The sequence below is a fragment of the Frankia gtarii genome, from assembly GCF_025403375.1.
Lineage (GTDB): Bacteria > Actinomycetota > Actinomycetes > Frankiales > Frankiaceae > Frankia > Frankia gtarii.
Map to the genome: position 1 here is coordinate 1 of NZ_JAMPTM010000145.1, position 16,634 is coordinate 16,634.

Annotated in this window: 16 protein-coding genes and 2 pseudogenes; 9 read left to right on the top strand and 9 right to left on the bottom strand. The window is 67.9% G+C overall.

All coding sequences use genetic code 11. From position 1 onward, the window contains the following. From NBZ83_RS19785 to NBZ83_RS19795, 3 genes and pseudogenes are all read left to right on the top strand, one after another. The coding region (locus NBZ83_RS19785) for a hypothetical protein (protein WP_261575559.1) at positions 1-249 on the top strand (249 nt) is incomplete at its 5' end. Continuing rightward, a complete protein-coding gene (locus NBZ83_RS19790; RefSeq protein WP_261568554.1) occupies positions 228-668 on the top strand; it encodes a hypothetical protein in 441 nt (146 codons plus the stop codon). The genes NBZ83_RS19785 and NBZ83_RS19790, both read left to right, overlap by 22 nt. Before the next feature lie 52 nt (positions 669-720). Further along, positions 721-1,023 (top strand): annotated as a pseudogene (locus NBZ83_RS19795) (integrase core domain-containing protein); the annotation flags it as partial. 94 nt (positions 1,024-1,117) lie between these two features. On the opposite strand, the gene NBZ83_RS19800 reads toward NBZ83_RS19795, so the two are convergent. After that, entirely contained in the window at positions 1,118-1,963 is an 846-nt protein-coding gene (locus NBZ83_RS19800; RefSeq protein WP_261575560.1) for an oxidoreductase, read from the bottom strand. A 105-nt stretch (positions 1,964-2,068) separates the two neighbouring features. Between NBZ83_RS19800 and NBZ83_RS19805 the strand changes: the two genes are divergently transcribed. Next, entirely contained in the window at positions 2,069-2,983 is a 915-nt protein-coding gene (locus NBZ83_RS19805) for a LysR family transcriptional regulator (protein ID WP_261568552.1), read from the top strand. Between the two features lie 15 nt (positions 2,984-2,998). On the opposite strand, the gene NBZ83_RS19810 is transcribed toward NBZ83_RS19805, so the two are convergent. The 3 genes from NBZ83_RS19810 to cas2e all read right to left on the bottom strand — a co-directional run bounded on the left by NBZ83_RS19810 (position 2,999) and on the right by cas2e (position 6,152). Continuing rightward, positions 2,999-4,405, bottom strand: coding sequence for an IS701 family transposase (locus tag NBZ83_RS19810; RefSeq protein ID WP_261575564.1), 1,407 nt, complete (start codon positions 4,403-4,405; stop codon positions 2,999-3,001). Between the two features lie 251 nt (positions 4,406-4,656). Next, positions 4,657-5,145, bottom strand: a complete 489-nt coding sequence (locus NBZ83_RS19815) for a DinB family protein (RefSeq protein ID WP_308203351.1) — start codon at positions 5,143-5,145, stop codon at positions 4,657-4,659. A 701-nt stretch (positions 5,146-5,846) separates the two neighbouring features. Beyond that, on the bottom strand, positions 5,847-6,152 hold the full coding sequence (gene cas2e, locus NBZ83_RS19820; RefSeq protein WP_261575561.1) for a type I-E CRISPR-associated endoribonuclease Cas2e: 306 nt from the start codon (positions 6,150-6,152) through the stop codon (positions 5,847-5,849). 157 nt (positions 6,153-6,309) lie between these two features. On the opposite strand from cas2e, the gene NBZ83_RS19825 reads away from it, so the two are divergent. The 4 genes from NBZ83_RS19825 to NBZ83_RS19845 all read left to right on the top strand — a co-directional run bounded on the left by NBZ83_RS19825 (position 6,310) and on the right by NBZ83_RS19845 (position 9,379). Continuing rightward, complete coding sequence (locus NBZ83_RS19825) at positions 6,310-6,435, top strand: hypothetical protein (protein WP_261568549.1); 126 nt, start codon at positions 6,310-6,312, stop codon at positions 6,433-6,435. A gap of 10 nt (positions 6,436-6,445) precedes the next feature. Continuing rightward, a complete protein-coding gene (locus NBZ83_RS19830; RefSeq protein WP_261568548.1) occupies positions 6,446-6,868 on the top strand; it encodes a DUF6166 domain-containing protein in 423 nt (140 codons plus the stop codon). A gap of 868 nt (positions 6,869-7,736) precedes the next feature. Further along, positions 7,737-8,351: an RNA polymerase sigma factor gene (locus NBZ83_RS19840; protein WP_261568547.1), complete on the top strand. Its 615-nt coding sequence runs from the start codon at positions 7,737-7,739 to the stop codon at positions 8,349-8,351. Between the two features lie 257 nt (positions 8,352-8,608). Next, positions 8,609-9,379 (top strand): hypothetical protein, encoded by a 771-nt coding sequence (locus NBZ83_RS19845; RefSeq protein ID WP_261575562.1) that lies wholly within the window; start codon positions 8,609-8,611, stop codon positions 9,377-9,379. A gap of 41 nt (positions 9,380-9,420) precedes the next feature. Here the strand turns inward: NBZ83_RS19845 and NBZ83_RS19850 are convergent, their stop codons facing one another. Then, complete coding sequence (locus NBZ83_RS19850; protein ID WP_308203350.1) at positions 9,421-9,888, bottom strand: SAM-dependent methyltransferase; 468 nt, start codon at positions 9,886-9,888, stop codon at positions 9,421-9,423. A 137-nt stretch (positions 9,889-10,025) separates the two neighbouring features. Here NBZ83_RS19850 and NBZ83_RS19855 point away from each other — a divergent pair, with 137 nt between their 5' ends. Next, a complete protein-coding gene (locus tag NBZ83_RS19855; protein ID WP_261568545.1) occupies positions 10,026-10,580 on the top strand; it encodes a Uma2 family endonuclease in 555 nt (184 codons plus the stop codon). Positions 10,581-10,798: 218 nt separating this feature from the next. On the opposite strand, the pseudogene NBZ83_RS19860 reads toward NBZ83_RS19855, so the two are convergent. The 4 genes and pseudogenes from NBZ83_RS19860 to NBZ83_RS19875 all read right to left on the bottom strand — a co-directional run. Next, positions 10,799-11,004: pseudogene (locus NBZ83_RS19860) on the bottom strand (IS6 family transposase); the annotation flags it as partial. 78 nt (positions 11,005-11,082) lie between these two features. Further along, complete coding sequence (locus tag NBZ83_RS19865; protein ID WP_261568544.1) at positions 11,083-11,580, bottom strand: hypothetical protein; 498 nt, start codon at positions 11,578-11,580, stop codon at positions 11,083-11,085. Positions 11,581-11,819: 239 nt separating this feature from the next. Next, positions 11,820-15,422 carry a tetratricopeptide repeat protein gene (locus tag NBZ83_RS19870; protein ID WP_261575563.1) on the bottom strand — a complete coding sequence of 1,201 codons (3,603 nt, stop codon included), beginning with the start codon at positions 15,420-15,422 and terminating at the stop codon, positions 11,820-11,822. 109 nt (positions 15,423-15,531) lie between these two features. Continuing rightward, a complete protein-coding gene (locus NBZ83_RS19875; protein ID WP_261575565.1) occupies positions 15,532-15,933 on the bottom strand; it encodes a dihydrofolate reductase in 402 nt (133 codons plus the stop codon). Positions 15,934-16,634 lie beyond the last annotated feature (701 nt).

The following is a 16,634-nucleotide window of genomic DNA, read 5'->3' on the forward strand; positions in this document are numbered from 1 at the left end:
GTGTTGGGGCCGGGGATGGTCAGGGCGTGGGACCGGGCTGCGGAGCTCGCGGGCCTGGGCGTGCGGCGGGTCGACTGTGCGGGAGTGCCGGCGAACCGGGGCGCGGCCCTGGCCCGCTACGGGTTGGCGAGCAAGGCACCGAGCCTGGCGGAGCTGGCCGAGCCGCGGCGGACCGCGACGCTGCTGGCGATGTCCGACATCTGGACGCGGTCGCGATCGACGACGCGTTGGATCTGTTCGCGCTACTGATGGCCACCAGGCTGATCAATCCGGCCCGGCAGGCATCGAACGCCGAACGGCTGGGATGGCTGCCGCGCCTGGAGCGGGCCTCTCGGCTGCTCGCGTTGGCGACCCGTCAGATGGTCGGGGTCCTGGAGGAAGCCGCGCAGGCCGGTCGGGAGGTGGAGGTGGCGGCGGCGTGGGCGGCGGTGGAGACCGTTGCCCCGCGGGCGCAGCTCGCCGGCGCGGTCGCGGTGGTCGAGGAGCTCGTTCCGGACGACGACGGCCGGCGGAGGCGGCGATGCGGGTCGTGCTTGCCGAGCGGTACCGCACGGTGCGCCCGTTCCTGGGGCTGCTGGGCGAGTCGTCGTCGCTGGCGGCCGCCGCCGGCGGGGCCAGGGTGCTGGCAGCGGTCCGCGCCCTGCCCGGACTGGCCGCCCGGAAAGTGAAAGTCAAGCCGCTGCAGGCGGAGGCGAGGTGTTGCGACGACCACTTGAATCCGCCCAATACACGTCAGACGCCTACCAGCGCATCCTGAAACGGCACGGCGTGCGACCTTCCGTCGGCGCCACCGGAGTGTGCTGGGACAACTTCGCCGCCGAATCCTTCTTCGGCACCCTGAAAAACGAACTCGTCTACCGGGAAACATATCCGAGCCGCCGCGCCGCACGCACCGCGATCACCGAATACATCGAGGTCTTCTATAACCGGCAGCGACTCCACTACACCCTCGGCTACCACACCCCGGAACACGTCGAGCACCCCTACCTGACGAGCCAGACATCAATACCAGAAGCGGCGTAAAGCTGATATAGTCCAACTATCGCGTGTCTGTGAAACGGGCAGCACCTCAAGGCAGTGGGTTCACCGAGCACCGGGTTCTCCCCCTGCCCGGCTCTCATTCCGTGTCGAAGTCCGTCCCCCGGGAGACCTCCTCCCACTCGGTGAGCTCGGCCCGTACGGAGTCCAGGTGTGCGGTCAGGAAGTCGACCGCGTCGCCGCCGAGGGCGAGGCGGAGCGGGGTCTTCTCGGCGTCCAGAGCCAGCCGGATCGCCGCCGCGGCCTTCACCGGGTCGCCGGGCTGGCTGCCGTCGCTGCCCTGCACCATCTGCCGGGTCGCGCCGACCTTCTCCGCGTACGCAGAGTTCTCCTCAGAGAAGTACGCCGCACCCTTGCCGAACAGGTTGGTACGGAACGCGCCGGGCTCCACGATCAGCACCTTGATGCCGAACGGCGCCACCTCTTCGGCCAAGCCCTCCGACAGCTGCTCCAGCGCCGCCTTGGTCGCGCTGTACGCGGAGAACCCGGCGAAGGACAGCTGCCCGCCGAAGCTGCTGATGTTCACGACCGATCCACTGCCCCGCTCCCTCATCTGCGGCAGCAGCGCCCGGGTCAGCCGCGCCGGGCCGAACACGTGCAGCTCGAACAGGTCGTGCAGCTCCCGGTCGGTGGTCTCCTCGAACGCCCCTACCTGAGTGCGGCCGGCGTTGTTCACCAGCACGTCCACCCTGCCGTAACGGGCTAGGACGTCGGCGGCCACCACATCGATCCGCTCGCCGTCGGTGACGTCCAAGCTGATCGCCTCCGCACGGTCCGGGTACGCGGCGACCAGGTCGTCCAGCGCCTCGGTCCGCCGGGCCGTGCCGATCACCGTGTCACCAGCGGCGACCGCGGCCTCCGTGATGGCCCGCCCGAAACCGCTGCTCGCGCCGGTGACCAGCCAGACCTTGGCGTCCTCGCTCATCTTCATCTCCCTCGTCAACTGCCGTTCGGGGCCGCCCCGTCGCAGGTCCCATCCTTCGCCAGGCATCAGGGCTGCGTCCAAGTCCCGTTGTGATAGCCATGAGTTATGAACGTCCATGGGCGCGACCTGTACTACTTCACCTCGGTCGCCGAGGAATTGAGCTTCACCCGCGCCGCCGAGCGGCTGTTCGTCTCCCAACCCGCTCTGAGCAAGCAGATTCGGATGCTGGAGAAGCAACTGGGCGTGGTCCTGTTCGAACGGGACCGGCGGACAGTGCGGTTGACCGCGGTGGGGGAAGCCCTGTTACCGCACGCCCGCGCGGTGCTGGCCGCCTGGCAGGCCGCGGAGGCGGCGGTGGAGGAGGCGAAGACCGCCGAGCGGTGCACTCTGGTGATCGGCATGTCCACCAGCCCGGGCCGCGGGCTGCTGCCCGCCCTGCGGGCCCGCCTCGTCTCCCGCCATCCGGAAGCGCAGCCCGTCCTGCGCCAGGTCAACTGGGTGGATGCTAGTGCCGGGTTGGCGGATGGTTCCAGCGACGTCGCCTTCGTCTGGCTGCCGCTGCCAGACGATGACCGTTACCAGTATGCGGTGGTGGCCCGCGAGCCTCGGCTGGTCGCGCTCCCGGACGGACATCCCTTGGCGGCGCGGGCCGCGTCCGACCCCGAGGGAAAGGTGGACTTCACCGACCTGCTGGAGGAGCCCTTCCTCGCCCTCCCTCCGGAGGCCGGCCCGCTGCGGGACTACTGGCTTGCCCTGGACGCCCGGGACGGTCGCCAGCCGCGGATCGGCGGGGTGGTGGCCAGCGCCGAGGAGACCCACGAGGCGGTCGCCAGCGGCCAGGGGGTGGCGCTGCTGGCCACCGGTAACGCCCCGCTGGTCGTCCGGGACGAGGTGATCGCCGTGCCGGTCCGGGGTATTTCCCCGTCCCAACTGGCGGTGGCCGCCTGCCAGGACGACAAACGGACGCTGGTTCTCGCCTACCTTGCCGCTGCGCGGGAGGTTGGGGCCACAACCTGTTGATTAGGCGCCTATGTACTACAGCGCCAGTGATCTTTGTGTGGCCGCCACCGGCTTGACGATGCCCTGGGCGGCGTAGATCCGGGTCTGGTAGTGGTAGTAGCGGGCGCGCGCCTGGTGACCGCGACGCCAGTCCGACCACCACGTGATCATGGCCGGTGGAAGAACGACTTCGGTGAACATGGCAAAGACATGGCGGATCTCGTTGAGGGTGAACGGTGCCATCATGGTCCTGTTTGGTGCCGGCTGTTCGGCGACCGGGAGACCACCAGGAAGACGTTTGTATCCCACCGCGGTCATCGTCGGCGGGTCGGCCGGCGGGTTCTGTTCACGGTGTTTCCTCGCGATGACGGCAAGCCAGGCGTGGGCGAGCATCGCCAACGTGATATGCCGACACCAGGCGTGGTAAAGCCTGACCTGGTAGTGGTCGAGGCCGACCTCGTTCTTCCCGGACTGGAAACACTCCTCTATTCCCCGGCGGCATCCCGCGGCGGTGACGAGGGTCGCCAGCGGAACCGGCCGCGGGCTGTGCGTGATGAAGAAAGCGAGCTCTTTCTTACCGGAGCGTGAGCGGCGTATCAGGACCTGCTTGGGTCGATCATCCGGGCCGGCGAGGTCGGTGGTGTCCACCAGCGCCCAGTCATACATCCGAGGTCCCTTCGAACCGTCAGCGCAGGAATATGCCCTCCAGGCGCGTGCGGGGACCTTCACGGCGAGGGCATCGACACGGAAGCCGCCGACGGCCGTGGTCACCTCCGTGTCCTTCTTGACCGCCAGGACATAGCCGATCCGATGTTCTTCCAGCCAGTCACGTAGCTCGGGGTCGGCGCCGTACACCTCATCGCCCGCGACCCAGCCGATCTGCCGGCAGGCCAGCCAGAACCGGCGGATCATGTCCAGGGCCAGAAGCGGCTTCGTCGCGAACCCCACCCTGCCCGGCACGCCTGCCGCCGCACATCGTGCCCGGTCATCGGTCCAGCTCATGGGAAGATAAAGCTCCCGGTCACCCAGCACTCGTCCCTTCCCCGAAACATAGGCGGCGAACACCCCGATCTGACAGCTCTCGATTTTGCCCGCCGTGCCACTGTACTGACGCTGCACCCCCGCCGACGAGGTTCCTTTCTTCACGAAACCCGTCTCGTCCACGACCAGAACGCCGTCCGGCTCGGCCAGGTTCTCCACGACATACTGTTGAACAATGTCGCGCACAGCACCGGCATCCCAGGCGTACTCGTTCAACAACCGTTGCATCTTCTGCGGCCCGGCCTCCCGACCGAACTCCGCGAGTGTCCACCCGTTCTTCCGCTCCGTCCGGGACGACAAGCCTGCCACATGGGCACGTGCCTGAGCGCGAGGTTGATCAGAGCGGAAACAGCCCGCGACCCGACCGAACAGCTCGTCCAGCCCCGCTTCCCACATCGCCATATCCACCCCGGATATGCTCTGGGCCGCGGCCACCGCGGTACCTTCGGTTGTTCTCACAAACTACCGAGAATCACACGGTGTCCTCCCTCTACCACTCGCCATCCCGCACCCATCAAAAGAGATCACGCGAAGGCCACTGGCGCTGTAGTACTAGGCAACCGAGTCGACAACGAACTCTGGCGCCCACCCGACGAACGACCACCCGGACCGACGCTTGGTTGCAACCAGATCTTGCGCAACCCTGCCAACGCCTATCGTGCGGCGGTGATTTGTTCTCGGAGAATGTCACCATGGCCGGCGTGACGGGCGAAATCCTCGATCAGGAGCAGGTAGACAAACCGCAGGCTGACATCGCCAGCGCGGGGGTGCGCCTTGGTGTCGTCGAGCTCGAAGTCAGCGGCGATCACGCGGGAACGCTCGCTGGCACGCTCAAACTCGGCGATCACGTCGGCCAGCGTTTCGCCGTCGGCGACAACGAAACTGCCGTCGTCACCGGTGGCGTAGCCGTCGCATGCGGACTCGTCCAGGCCGAGCAGGGTGCGTTGGAACCAGATGCGCTCGGCGGTGGCGGCGTGTTTGATCAGCCCGATCGGTGTGGTCAGTGAGACGACCAGGCGCCGCCGTGCGTCGGTCTCGGATAGCCCTCGCGCGGTGTCGATGAGCGCTTGCCGGTTGCGGTCAAGCAAGCTCTCCAACATGAGACGTTCGGGTCCAGTGGTCATTCGGGGCCATATGAACATTAATTGTCCAGCTTTCTGGGTTGAAAGGACATTGACGGATCAGACCATGGGCGCGTACTCGATCAGCATGAGGGTCGATCGGACAGGGCTCGTCTCGAGTGCCGAGGAGAACACCGATGACATCGGTGCCGGAGGCCCGCCGGGGATGTAGGCGCTGCAAACGCTTCTCGGCCCTTGTCGGAGGGTCCTCGGGGAATGCCGTGTCCAGAGCCGAGGATGAGCCGGAGCGATCATAAGGATAACATCCAAGCTATGCGCGTGTCACGTGACTTGTGTCGATCTGTTCCGGCGCGTTATGGGCCGAGGGTATCCCTGAAGCTCAGGAGACTTTCTCGGCACCAAGATCGGTTCGGGCTGCTCGGAGTTGACCGTGGACGTGTGCGAGCGCGTCGCGGAGTTGCTGGTTCTCGATGCGTAACGCATCCAGAGCAACGCGGATAAGCCGCCACTCCAGCACGTCCCGCTTGCCGTCCGCGACCACTTCGACCGGAAGCCGTTCGCGCCGCCAAGATCCACCGAATCCGCCAACTGAACCCGGACGCTCTGAGGTCAAATCGTCCACGTCAAGATGACGGACTTCAGGTCGATGGCCCTCCGGCTCGTCATCTTCGCCTGAACGGGACAGGTGGGTCGGGCAGGGCGTACCGGGACATCTCGGAGCACCCCCACGGGCGTGGGGACGACCTTTGTGAGCTGGGCTTTTAGGGGGTCTCCTGCGTCTGTTGTGAATTGAGGCCGATGAGTTGGAGGCCGTCGCAGTCGAGGATGTGGCGGCGGCGTTCGCCGGCGGTTTTGATCGTGAAGCCTTGTTCGGTGTCGGCGGGGTGGATGCAGACGGCTGCGCCGTCGGCGATGCTGGCGGCGACGTCGTTCCAGAGCTTGTCGCGGACGCGGGCGGAGACGGTGCCGACGTAGAGGCCGGCGGTGGGTTCGCTGAGCCAGCGGCTGAGGGCGCCGCGGACGTGGTCGGGGACGGCGGTGGTGGAGATGACGATCATTCCTGCCATGGGGTGCCCAGGTTGACGTTGATGTCGTCGGGTTCGAGATCGCCGTTGTCGAACAGTGGGGGATCGTCGTCGGCGTCGAAGCTGGTCTCGGCGGGGTCGTCCGGGATGTCGCTGTAGTTGACGCCTGCTGGGACGGCGCCGAGTCGGGGTCCCAGAGGTGGACCATGTCGACGGCGAGGTTGCCGCGGCTGTCCTCCTCGTCGTCGTCGCTGTCAGCGGAGGGGGTGGGGTCGCGGTCGAGGTCGAGCAGGTTCTGGATGTCGCGGACGATGGTGGGCAGTAGGGGGATGGTCGTGAGCTATCAGGAGCGGACCTACCACGGACTCCAAGGAGCTGCGGCGCCCCGCGGCGCACCGGAGCCAATGGCGGCGGGGCCGACCGAGCGAGAGAGCGTCACCGTGCTGCGGCGGCTCGCCGAACTGGCAAAGTCGGAAGGGAGCGATTTCGGCTGGGGCTACAACGGCCATGGGACGAGCCATACCTCGGCGGTTGTGCTGGCAGATGCGCTCGACCTCGACATCGAAACCATCGCGTTCGCGGGCTCCCGCCCCGACGAGACGCTCGCGGACCTGCGCGAGGACTTCTGCGCCGAGATCCTGACCGACCTGTGCGACGAGTGGCGGCTCAACCGGCGCGCGATCCTGCGCTGGGCCGCCGTCGGCTGGTACGCAAAGCATGGCCTCACGAAGGCGCCGCCGTCGAGGCACCTTTCTTGATGTGGGCTCACCACCGAGGCACTGCCCAGCCTGGAGTCCGCCGCAGCGCCAGCTCCGGGTCGGTCGGTGCGACCCGGACCTCGCCCTGTCGATCTTCCCCGAGCTGGCCGAGCACCTCGATCGGCGGGCCGGGCCGCTCTCCGGGGGACAGCAGCAGATGGTGACCCGCGCGCGCCCTGGCGCGCCGGCCCACGGTCCTGCTCGCCGACGAACTCTCGTTGGGCCTCGCGCCGCGCGTCGTGCACCGCCTGCTGGGGGCCGTGCGGGCCGCCGCGGATGACGGGCTCGCCGTCGTCCTCGTCGAACAGCATGTCCGCAGCGCCCTGGCGATCGCGATCGCGTGCACGTCCTGCGGCACGGCACCCTTGCCTAGTCGGGCCCGGCCGCCCAGGTCAGTGCCGACCGGGAGAGCCTGCTCGGCGCCTACCTGCCGCTGGGATAGCGCCGGCCGCCGGCACATCGCCGGGGGCCGGGATGGCGCGGCGTGAACCGTTCGCCGTTGCGCGGCCAATAGGGGATGACGGTGCCCCTGTTGGTCCGTGTCTGCGCACAGACGCGGGAAAGGACGGCGAACGGTGAAGCAACGATGACCCTGGAGGGATGGTCGCCGGTGGCTCGTTCCCGGCAGTCCGCCCACGTACCGTCGTGGTGGATCGCATCGACCGCGTGGCTCGAGCAGCGAGCCGACAGCTATGGGGAGGGACAGCCCTCGCCACCGACCGGGCCGACCGGGCCGACCGGGGAGTCTCGGACCGCGATGAACGCCGCGGCAGTGATGTCGGATCGGGCGGCGGAACCGGGCACGGCGACCCCGCCGGCGCGGCCGGCGCCCTCGGCGCCGAATCAGTGGGTGCAGGACGCACCCAGCATGGCGGTGCCAGATGCCGATGCGCAGGTCATCGCGCGGTCGTGCGAGGACCCGGCCGTGTTCGGACTGATCTTCGATCGTCACCACGACGCGATCTACCGTTATGTGGCCCGGCGGGCCGGCCGGGATATCGCCGCCGACGTCGCCGCGGAGACCTTCACGACGGGGTTCTCCCGCCGCCGGGACTACGATCTTGCCTTTCCGGACGCATTGCCCTGGCTGTACGGAATTGCGCACAACCTGATGCGTTCCCGGCAGCGGGCGGAGAGCCGCATGCTGGCTGCCTACATGCGCCAGGGTGCCGACCCGGTTGCGGACTCCGACGCCGAGGACGCCTACGGCCGGGCCGAGCGTCGGCTGGACGCCGCCGCGGCCGCTCCCGTCATCGCCGCCGCGCTGGACGCGATGACGGCCGGCGACCGCGACGTGCTGCTGCTCCTGGCGTGGACCGAGATGAGTTACTCCGAGGTCGCCCGCGCGCTGGAGCTGCCGGTCGGGACCGTCCGCTCCCGGATGCACCGGGCTCGCGCGCAGCTGCGGCCCCGGCTCGCGGCACTGCGGGTGTCCGATGCTGAATCCCTCATCGAACCGAAGGACGAGCCGTGGACGAGATGACGTCAGTGCGCGGGTTCCGGCCAGACGTCACCGGGCCGTCGGACGAAGAGCGCCGACGCGCGCGCGCCAGGTTGAACGAGGCGATCGCCGCCGAGGCCCGGGCGGCATCGGGGGAGGCGGCGTCAGCGGATCCGGCACTGGGAGAGGAGACGGTGATCTCCGTCGTCACCGGCGGCGAGTGGCCGGCCGGCGATTCCCCGGGCCGTGGAACCCGGTCGGGTCGGCGCGGGCCGCGGCGCGGATGGAGGAGCACGGCTGTGGCCGCCGGTGTCGCCGTGCTGGTCGCCGTGCCGGTCGCGGTGATCAGCAGGTCCGACGGTGGCCATCAGACGGTGGCCGTCCAGGCGGCCACGACGGGGCCGGCGGCCAGGACCTGCCCGACAGTCACCGTGCCGCCAGCGCCGCCGATCCCGACGGGGTCGTGGAAGGATCGACCGGGTCCGTTCGGGTACCGCGAGACGGTCTATGCGCGGACCGCAGACGGCCACAGCGCGGGAAACCCGGTCATCCGTCGGGACTGGGCGGGTCCGTCGGCCTACGCCATCCTCGACCCTCAACTACAGGCCGGCATGCGCATCGAGGATGCAACCTACTTCGTCGGGACCACCCGGGTCACGCTGGCGGATCTGAGCCGGCTCCCGGCCGACCCCGCTACCCTGCGTCGGATGCTCACCGCCGGGGAGAAGGAGCCGGTGGAGGACCGTACCGTCCTCGCCGCGGTCGCCGACCTCGCGTTGCTCCCGGTCGGACCGGACGTGCAGAGGGCGTTGTTCACCATCGTCGGCGGGCTCGGTAGCGCCCGGGTGAACGTGCATGACACGGACCTCATCGGCCGGGCGGCGGTCAGCGTCACGGTGCCGGACTCGCACAACCCCGGCAACCTGGATCGGCTGTTGTTCAGCCCAGGAGACCACCGGTACCTGGGCAGCGAGGGAGCCACGGAGCGCAACCCGTGCGGATTCGGGTACAGGTCGGCGGTTCTCGCGACCGGATCGGTCCCCGAGATCGGACAGACGGTCAACCGCTGACGCGTGGTCGCGGTCCGTCCCCTCAGTGAGGTCGCCGAACATCACCTCTTGCGGGCGATGCCGCCGTAGATGCTGACCTGGGCGTCGGTCAGGTCGTCGGGCACGTTGCCGCCTTCGGGCCGCCAGCGGTGGACCAGGTCCACGCCCGGGTCGTAGTCGGCGGTGATGTGCGTGAGGGTGAGATAGCTGCCGGACGGGAGCGCGTCGACGAGCCGGCGGACGATGGAGTAGGGGGTGTCGGAGCCGGGGATGAAATGGAAGATCGCAATGAGGGAGAGGGCGATCGGCTGGGTGAGATCGAGGGTGGCGCGCAGTTCGGGGGCGGCGAGGATGCGGTCGGTGTCGTGCAGGCCGGTGTCGTGCAGGTCGGCGTCGAGGTAGGCGGTGCGACCCGCTGGGGTGCTGGTCAGCAGGGCGCGGGCGTGGGTGAGGACGATGTCGAGGTCACCGGTGATGTTGGATGATCCTTGGAGGCGGGCGCCGACGCCGCCGACGATTACGTAGGTCACCTGGTGGTCCGCGAGCCGTCGAGCGTGGACGGCGCGCCTGCGAACACGTCGAGAGGCAGAGGGGGCGGCGCTACGCTGGTGCGCAGGTATCAGGCTGGCCGGGTCTCCTGAGGGGGAGGTGTGCCATCGCTGCGGAGATGATCGCTCCTGCGTGGATGCATGAGCAGGTCACGGCGGAGCAGTACGAGTCCTGGTCGGCCGAGCAGTGCGCGGGCATCGAGATCGTGGACGGGATGGTCGTCGTGAGTCCCAGCGCGTCCAAGCGGCACAACCGGCTGATCAAGATTCTTGCGGTCGCGTTGGAGGCTGCCGCCGGGCCGGGCTGGAACGCGGATTTCGACTTTGATGTTCGGCTTCAGGACGTGCCGTTGACGAATCGGCGTCCGGACGTTGTCGTGTACCGGGCTGACACGATCGATGTCATGCCGGCGCGTCCCGAGCACATTCTGCTCGTCGTCGAGGTTGTTTCGCCGGGTTCGGAGACGACTGACCGGATTGTCAAGGCCGAGCAGTATGCGCGGGCGGGGATCTCGTACTACTGGCGGGTCGAGCAGCCCCCCGCCGGTGTCCCGGTCGTCCATACCTACGTTCTCGACCCGGCCACCGGGATCTACCGTGACGGCGAGGTCTTCACGGGCGTAGTCGATGCCACCGCACCTTTTCCGGTAAAGATCGATCTTGCTCGACTGTAGCGACGTCTGCCGGGCGTTTTCCAGGTAGGACGGCCGACGGGATCCCGTGCAGCAGCGCATGAGCGTTCAGCGTGGTGACGGCACAGTGCACGCTCGCTGGTTGTCACTGGTCGCCCGCCGGGCGGACGACCGGGATGCGTATGCGCCGGTCAAGGGTGTGGGCGTAGTGACAGGGTCCCCATTGGTCACTTTAAGTGACTAGATGGCTACCTAGGGTATCCTCTTTCTTCGGTATAGGTCTCATCCACAAACCATTTGTCGCCCGGCCGGTGCCGGCATGGCCGGGCCACCCCGGCAAGCAGGGGCGTGAAGCGCTGCCCCACCAGCACACGGTTACGTGATCGACCACGATCACCTCCGATGGGAACCGGAAGCCCGCGAACTCCGACGTCGGAATTGGTGGACGGACGTGACGTCGACGCACGATTCGAGCATGACTGATCGGTAGCCGCGATGGCGGACGTCGCCGATGCAACAGTGCCCCCGGCCGATGTGCAGGACGTCAGTGCCCGGCCCGGGTCGGGTGCTCCGCTTCCCGGGCCATCGAGCGCACCAGCCGGCCGACCAGGACGCGGTGGCCGCCCGAGCCGATCACCAACTGCCGGTACCCCCAACCGGCCGGGCCGGGGAACTGGGCGAGTGAGCGGGCGCGCAGCACGCTGCCGCCGGGTTCGTTCTCCAGAGTGAAAATCAAGGCGTAGTGGGAGAAGCGGTGATGGCCGGTGAGAACCAGACGCCGATCGGGAACTGCGTCGGCGACGGCGAAACCCGGCAGGGTGGATCCCGGTTCGAGCAGGGTTCCGTTCACCCGGAACGGGTGCGCGCCCAGCAGTCGGGCGAACGGTTCACTGATCCGGAGCCGGGTCCGGATGATCCTCTGGGTCAGCACCGACCAGACCACCGTGGCCGGCGCCGCCACGCGCTCCGCGTGTTCGTCGATGAACGGTAGTCGGTCGAAGGGCGGGTCGAGCCCGGGTTCCGACGGCGAGTTGGTCTCCACCGCAGCGGCCTCCGATCGGTGGGTTCAGATGTCGTTGTCCAGCCTGGAAATCCAACCATGGGTCCCTGCGGGGTGCCAGAACTCGGCTACCGGCTTCAACCCGGTGCTTTAGCCCGCCGGTCCTACGTGAGTGACCGCCCACGACCAACGAATACGGCAGGGTTCGGATAGCAGCACTCTACGAGTCGACGACGATTTGATCGTCGCCAAGTGCAATACTGCTTCAGTGTGGAAAGTTGTCAAACGGGCGGCTTGGGGCTGCTGGCAGGGATCGTCGCGCTGGGATCTTCTCTCGGGCCGTCAGCGTCTCGGCCGGGGTTGGCGTCGTGGGGCGGGTTGGCGTCCTGGAGTGTCATAGCTATGAGCTTATTCCAGACCGTGTCGAACGCCTGCTGGTTCCGTTCTCTTTCTTCCCTCAGCATTGGGGTGACGATCGACAGTATTGTTGGCATGTTGTGCCCTTGGCCATAGAGTGCGGCCGAGATGAGTGCAAACAGCGCCTCCGTTCTATCGCCAGCGGAGCGCTCTATGACACCCAGGTTCAGGAATGCCATGGAAAGGAGTCCCGCGAATGTGTCGGGAAGGGGAAGGTAGAGCCCCTGGTAGATGCTGACCGCATTTCTGGCGGCGGCGAGCGCCTCCTGGTGACGGCCCAGATCGCTCAGGTAAACGCCGGCTTTATCCAGGGCGCCGGCCAGGTGGGACAGGAAGGCGGTGGGTCGGGTTTCGGTGAGTTGGTGGTAGATGTTGGTGGATTCCTCGATGGCGGACAGCGCATCTTCCGGTAGCCCGAGATCGAACAGTCGGATCGAAAGGTTTCCCAAGGCCATGGCAAGATCGGCGCGGAGTTCGTCGTCCTGGTTCCGAGGGAGCTGACGGTAGATGTCGACTGATTCTTGTACGGCGGCGAGGGCTTCCTGACGTCGCCCAAGCGTCGCCAGACGGTTGGAGAGGTTATTCAGCGACCCGGCGAGGTTATGCCCGCACTTGTCGGGGCGGGTCTGGCTCAGCAAACGGCAGATACCGACGGCCTCCTCGACAAACACGACTGCCTGCTCGTGCCGGCCCAGGTCAGACAGGTGGATCGAGAGATTTCTCAATGCGGTGGCGAGGTTGTTCTGGTAGATGTCGGGCTGGAGGTGGGCCAGCTGTCGGTAGAGGGCCACGGCCTCTTCGCTGACGGCGAGTGCCTCCTCCCGCCGCCTGAAGTGGCGAAGGCTGAACGCGAGGCTGTTCAAGGAGTCGGCCAGGCCGCAGTGGGTGCCAGGTTGTGCTTCGGCGAGCGGGCGGGCGATGCTGACTGCTTCCTCGGCGGCGGCGAGGCTTTCCTCCCATAGCCCCAGGTCGGCCAGTTGACGTGTGTGGTCGTTCAAGGACGTGATGAGTAGCGAGGAAAACAGATACGGGCTGCCCTGGGCGAGCCCTCTGAGTAGAGCGACGGCTTCCGCTCCCGCGGCGAGGCTTTCCTCCCGTAGCCCCAGGTCAGCGAGCTGATCCCGTAGGTGGCTCAGGGAGGTAGCAAGGTTGGGAATGAAGGTGTCCGGTCGGGCCTGAATTAGCTCCCGATACAGCGTGATGGCTTCCCTGATCGCGGATAATGCCTCGTCTCGCCTTTGCAGTCGGGCGAGGGCGAGAGACGTGGTTATCAGGGAGAAAGCTAGGTCCGGAAGATAGGCGTCCCGGCGGACCTGTGCCACTGATCGGCGGATGGTGACGGCTTCCTCGATGGCGGTGAGTGCGTCGTTCACCCGTCCGATGTCGCCGAGCCGTTGCGAGAGGTTGTTCAGAGCCGTGGCCAGGTCAGCGCGGAAAGCGGCCGGCCGAGCCTGGACAAGCTGCCGGTAGAGAGTGACGGCTTCCTCAGCAGCGGCGAGCGCCTCGTCCTGCCGTCCTGCCCTGGCCATCTGGCGTGCGAGATTGGTGAGGCTGTGGGCGAGGTCTGGGCGGACGGTGTCCGGCTGGGCCTCGACGAGCCGCCGGTTGAGGGCCACGGCTTCCTCGATGGGCGCGAGGGCTTCCTGGTCGCGTCCCGCGTAGTCCAGCTGGATCGAGAGGTTGTCCAGGGCGCGGGCGAGGATGGGTAGGTAGACATCGGGCTGAGCCATCGCGAGCAGTTGAAGTCCAGTGGCCACTTCCTGGCTGAGGGCAAGAGCCTCATCGCGGCGCCCTAGATATGTCAGACGGTCGGAGAGGACGCCCAGAAGGCGGATATGCGTGCCTGAGTTGCCGCCATCGGCGTCCGCGCGTAGCCGGGCCAGCGCGTGTGCGGTGAGGGCCGCGCCAGCGTGCGCGAGCTCGACGGACCGCTGAGGAAGCGCGTCAATGACGGCGGTCAGATCGGCGACGTCGAGCTGCTCGACGGCGGCGGCGATCGTGGGATGCGTGGTGAGGAGTTCCGCGAGCCGGGCGGGGAGATGAGGCTGATGGACAGTAGCGCGAGCGAGAATCACGAGTCCGTGGACGAGTTGACGGTCGGACGCGCCCGCAAGGAGCGCCTCAGCCAGGCCAGAGTGATCGCGTAGTGTTACGCCAATATGATGCTCCGCGACGCGGTCGGGAGCGAGAGTGCCCCAGTAGGCGCCGGACGGCGTGGGATACAGGTCGCGCAGCCACTCGGCGAGCGCGAGCCGAGCCGAGCGTGTTTCCTTCTCCAGCAGGGGCAGCCGACCCAGGGTCGCCACCGCCTGCTGCTCGTCGCCGGCTCCGCACAACGCCGCCGCGGCAACAGCCCGCCCCAACAGGGACAGTGGATAGGACAGGGGGGCCAGACCCCGCGCGGCAGCGCTACCGGCCCAGTACTGCCGTTCGTGGTCGAGCAGCACATCAGCTAGCTCCCGCCCCGGCCCCAATCCGGGCACCGGTTCGGGGCCCGCCTGGAGAAGGTCCGTCAGGGCCCGCGTGTGCAGAGCCAGCGCCAGCTCGTAGCTCGGCTCGTGCAGATCGTCAGGCGGCGCCAGTGTCGCGGCCAGGCCCGGCCAATCCACGTCGTGGCGCACCGCCCGCCGGGCGTGAGCCAAATCCATCAGCGCCCGCCGATAGGAATGGTCGCGGTCGTCGGAAGCCGTGTCGAGCGGGCTCAACGGATCCGGAACCACCGCCGCGCACACATCCGGATACCGTCCCCGCAGCGAGGCCCACCATTGCGCATCGTCAGACGCGGACCGGGCCAACAGCAGTACCCGCCGCCGGCCGGATGACCGGTGGCGAATGAGGCGCTCCAGCAGCATGCAGAGCTGCGCCTCCCGGGTCTCCGCATAATCGACCACTACCAGCAACGGCCGAACCCAACCCCCTGCGGCATCGAGGACGTCGACACCCGCCGACGCGCTCAGCATCCCCGCCGCCCACCCTTCAGCGCGGCGGCGCACGCACAGCCGCAAAGCGAGCCGGGTCTTGCCCTGCCCACCCGGACCGACGATGAGCCGCAAAGGAGTCTCGTCGTCCTCGTCGCACCAGCGCTCAAGCCGGGCTAGTTCCTCGGTCCGACCGTAGAACCCGACCGCACCCCATGACGGCCGCAGCAGCGATGCGGGTGACGCCCGCTCCCAACGCTCCGGCGCCGTGTCGAACAAGTCGTCCAACCCCGCCGACGTCGCCGCAGCCAGCAAGCCAGCCCGGCCATTGTGCAGCGCGCCGTTTGCAAGCAGCGTCGACACCTCGAACCAGAACTCGTAGGCATTGTCCACCCGCCAGAGCGGCTGCGCGCCTAGCGGCAACCCCGCCGCCGCGAGCACCCGAGAAGCTCGCTCCGGCACTGGGAACCGCTCCGCCAAATCACGGATCTCGGCATGTGTCAGACCCCGACTGCCCGTGGCAGGACCATCCGCCGGCTTCTCCGCCATGACCGCACCCCCGAACGGATACGTCGACGTGCTCCGGCGGCCATCATCCCTGATCCGACGCACCGGTTACACGATGATCACCCCGTTTGTCGTGGCCGGATCAAGGCTCTCAGTCCCAGATGAGGAGCCGGTAGTGCAGTCCCGCTGACGACTCTTGCCACGCTCCGAGGGTGTCCGGCGGGCGCCCGACGTCCGGCGCGTGGGTGTCGCCGTCGAAGAGTTCACGGATCTCGGTTACCATGATCCAGTCCGCGAACGGCAGCGCGGCCCGATATACCGCCGTGCCGCCGATCACCCACAGGTCCCTGGGCACCGCGGCGAGTGCCTGTGGCAGGTCGGGGAACGTTTCCACGCCCTGCTGCGGCGTGCGTGACAGCACGGGGTTGCGTCTGCCGGGCAGCGGCCGGAACCGTGGCGGTAGCGACTCCCAGGTGCGGCGGCCCATGAGCACGGTCGCACCCGTGGTCAGGGAGCGGAAGTGCTTCATGTCCTCTGGCAGATGCCAGGGCAGCGTGCCGTTATCCGGTGGTGTCGCTGGCGCAGCTCGTCACGCGGAACACCGTGCTCGGGTCGACCATGGCGCGGCTTCGGGTCGCGCGGGCACTCGCCGATCGTGCGCGGACCGCGAGCGGTAGTGAAGCTTCGCCTGCATCCCCGCTACCCGATCCCGTGCCACCTGCGCGGCCAGGATCGGAGCGTCGCCGTTCGGCGTCTACATGTCCTTCCGCTCCATGGAACCGCTGCCGCCCTTCCCCATGCGCGCGGGCTTTCCCCGGCTCGGAGTACTACGGCGGCTCCGCCCCGTCCCGGACCGATCAGCGGTCGGCGCGCCCAACCCCCTGCCCGTCCACACCACGAGTGGAGTCCACGGACACAGAGGCAAGATCCGGAACGGTTCCCGTGTTCACTGCGATTCGCTCGACGAAGGAGGAGCCCGACTGTGTCCCCACGGCCTCGCCACGAGTACGCCGCGGACTTTCCCCGTGGCCTCCCAGGCAGCTCTTGTACACCACCCCAGGAGTTCCCCACCGCCACGATCTTGACAGTAGGTGCGCGCCGTTCCCGGCCCAGATCCACCAGGTTCGAGCCGGTGTCGCATTCAGGGACGTAAAACGCCGGTTCCTCGCGTACTCCTCTCCGTCCCGCTCGCCGGACCCGCCCCATCTGGCAGTACTGGAACGTCCCGGCTTTGTCAGGGCTGCTCCCACCCTC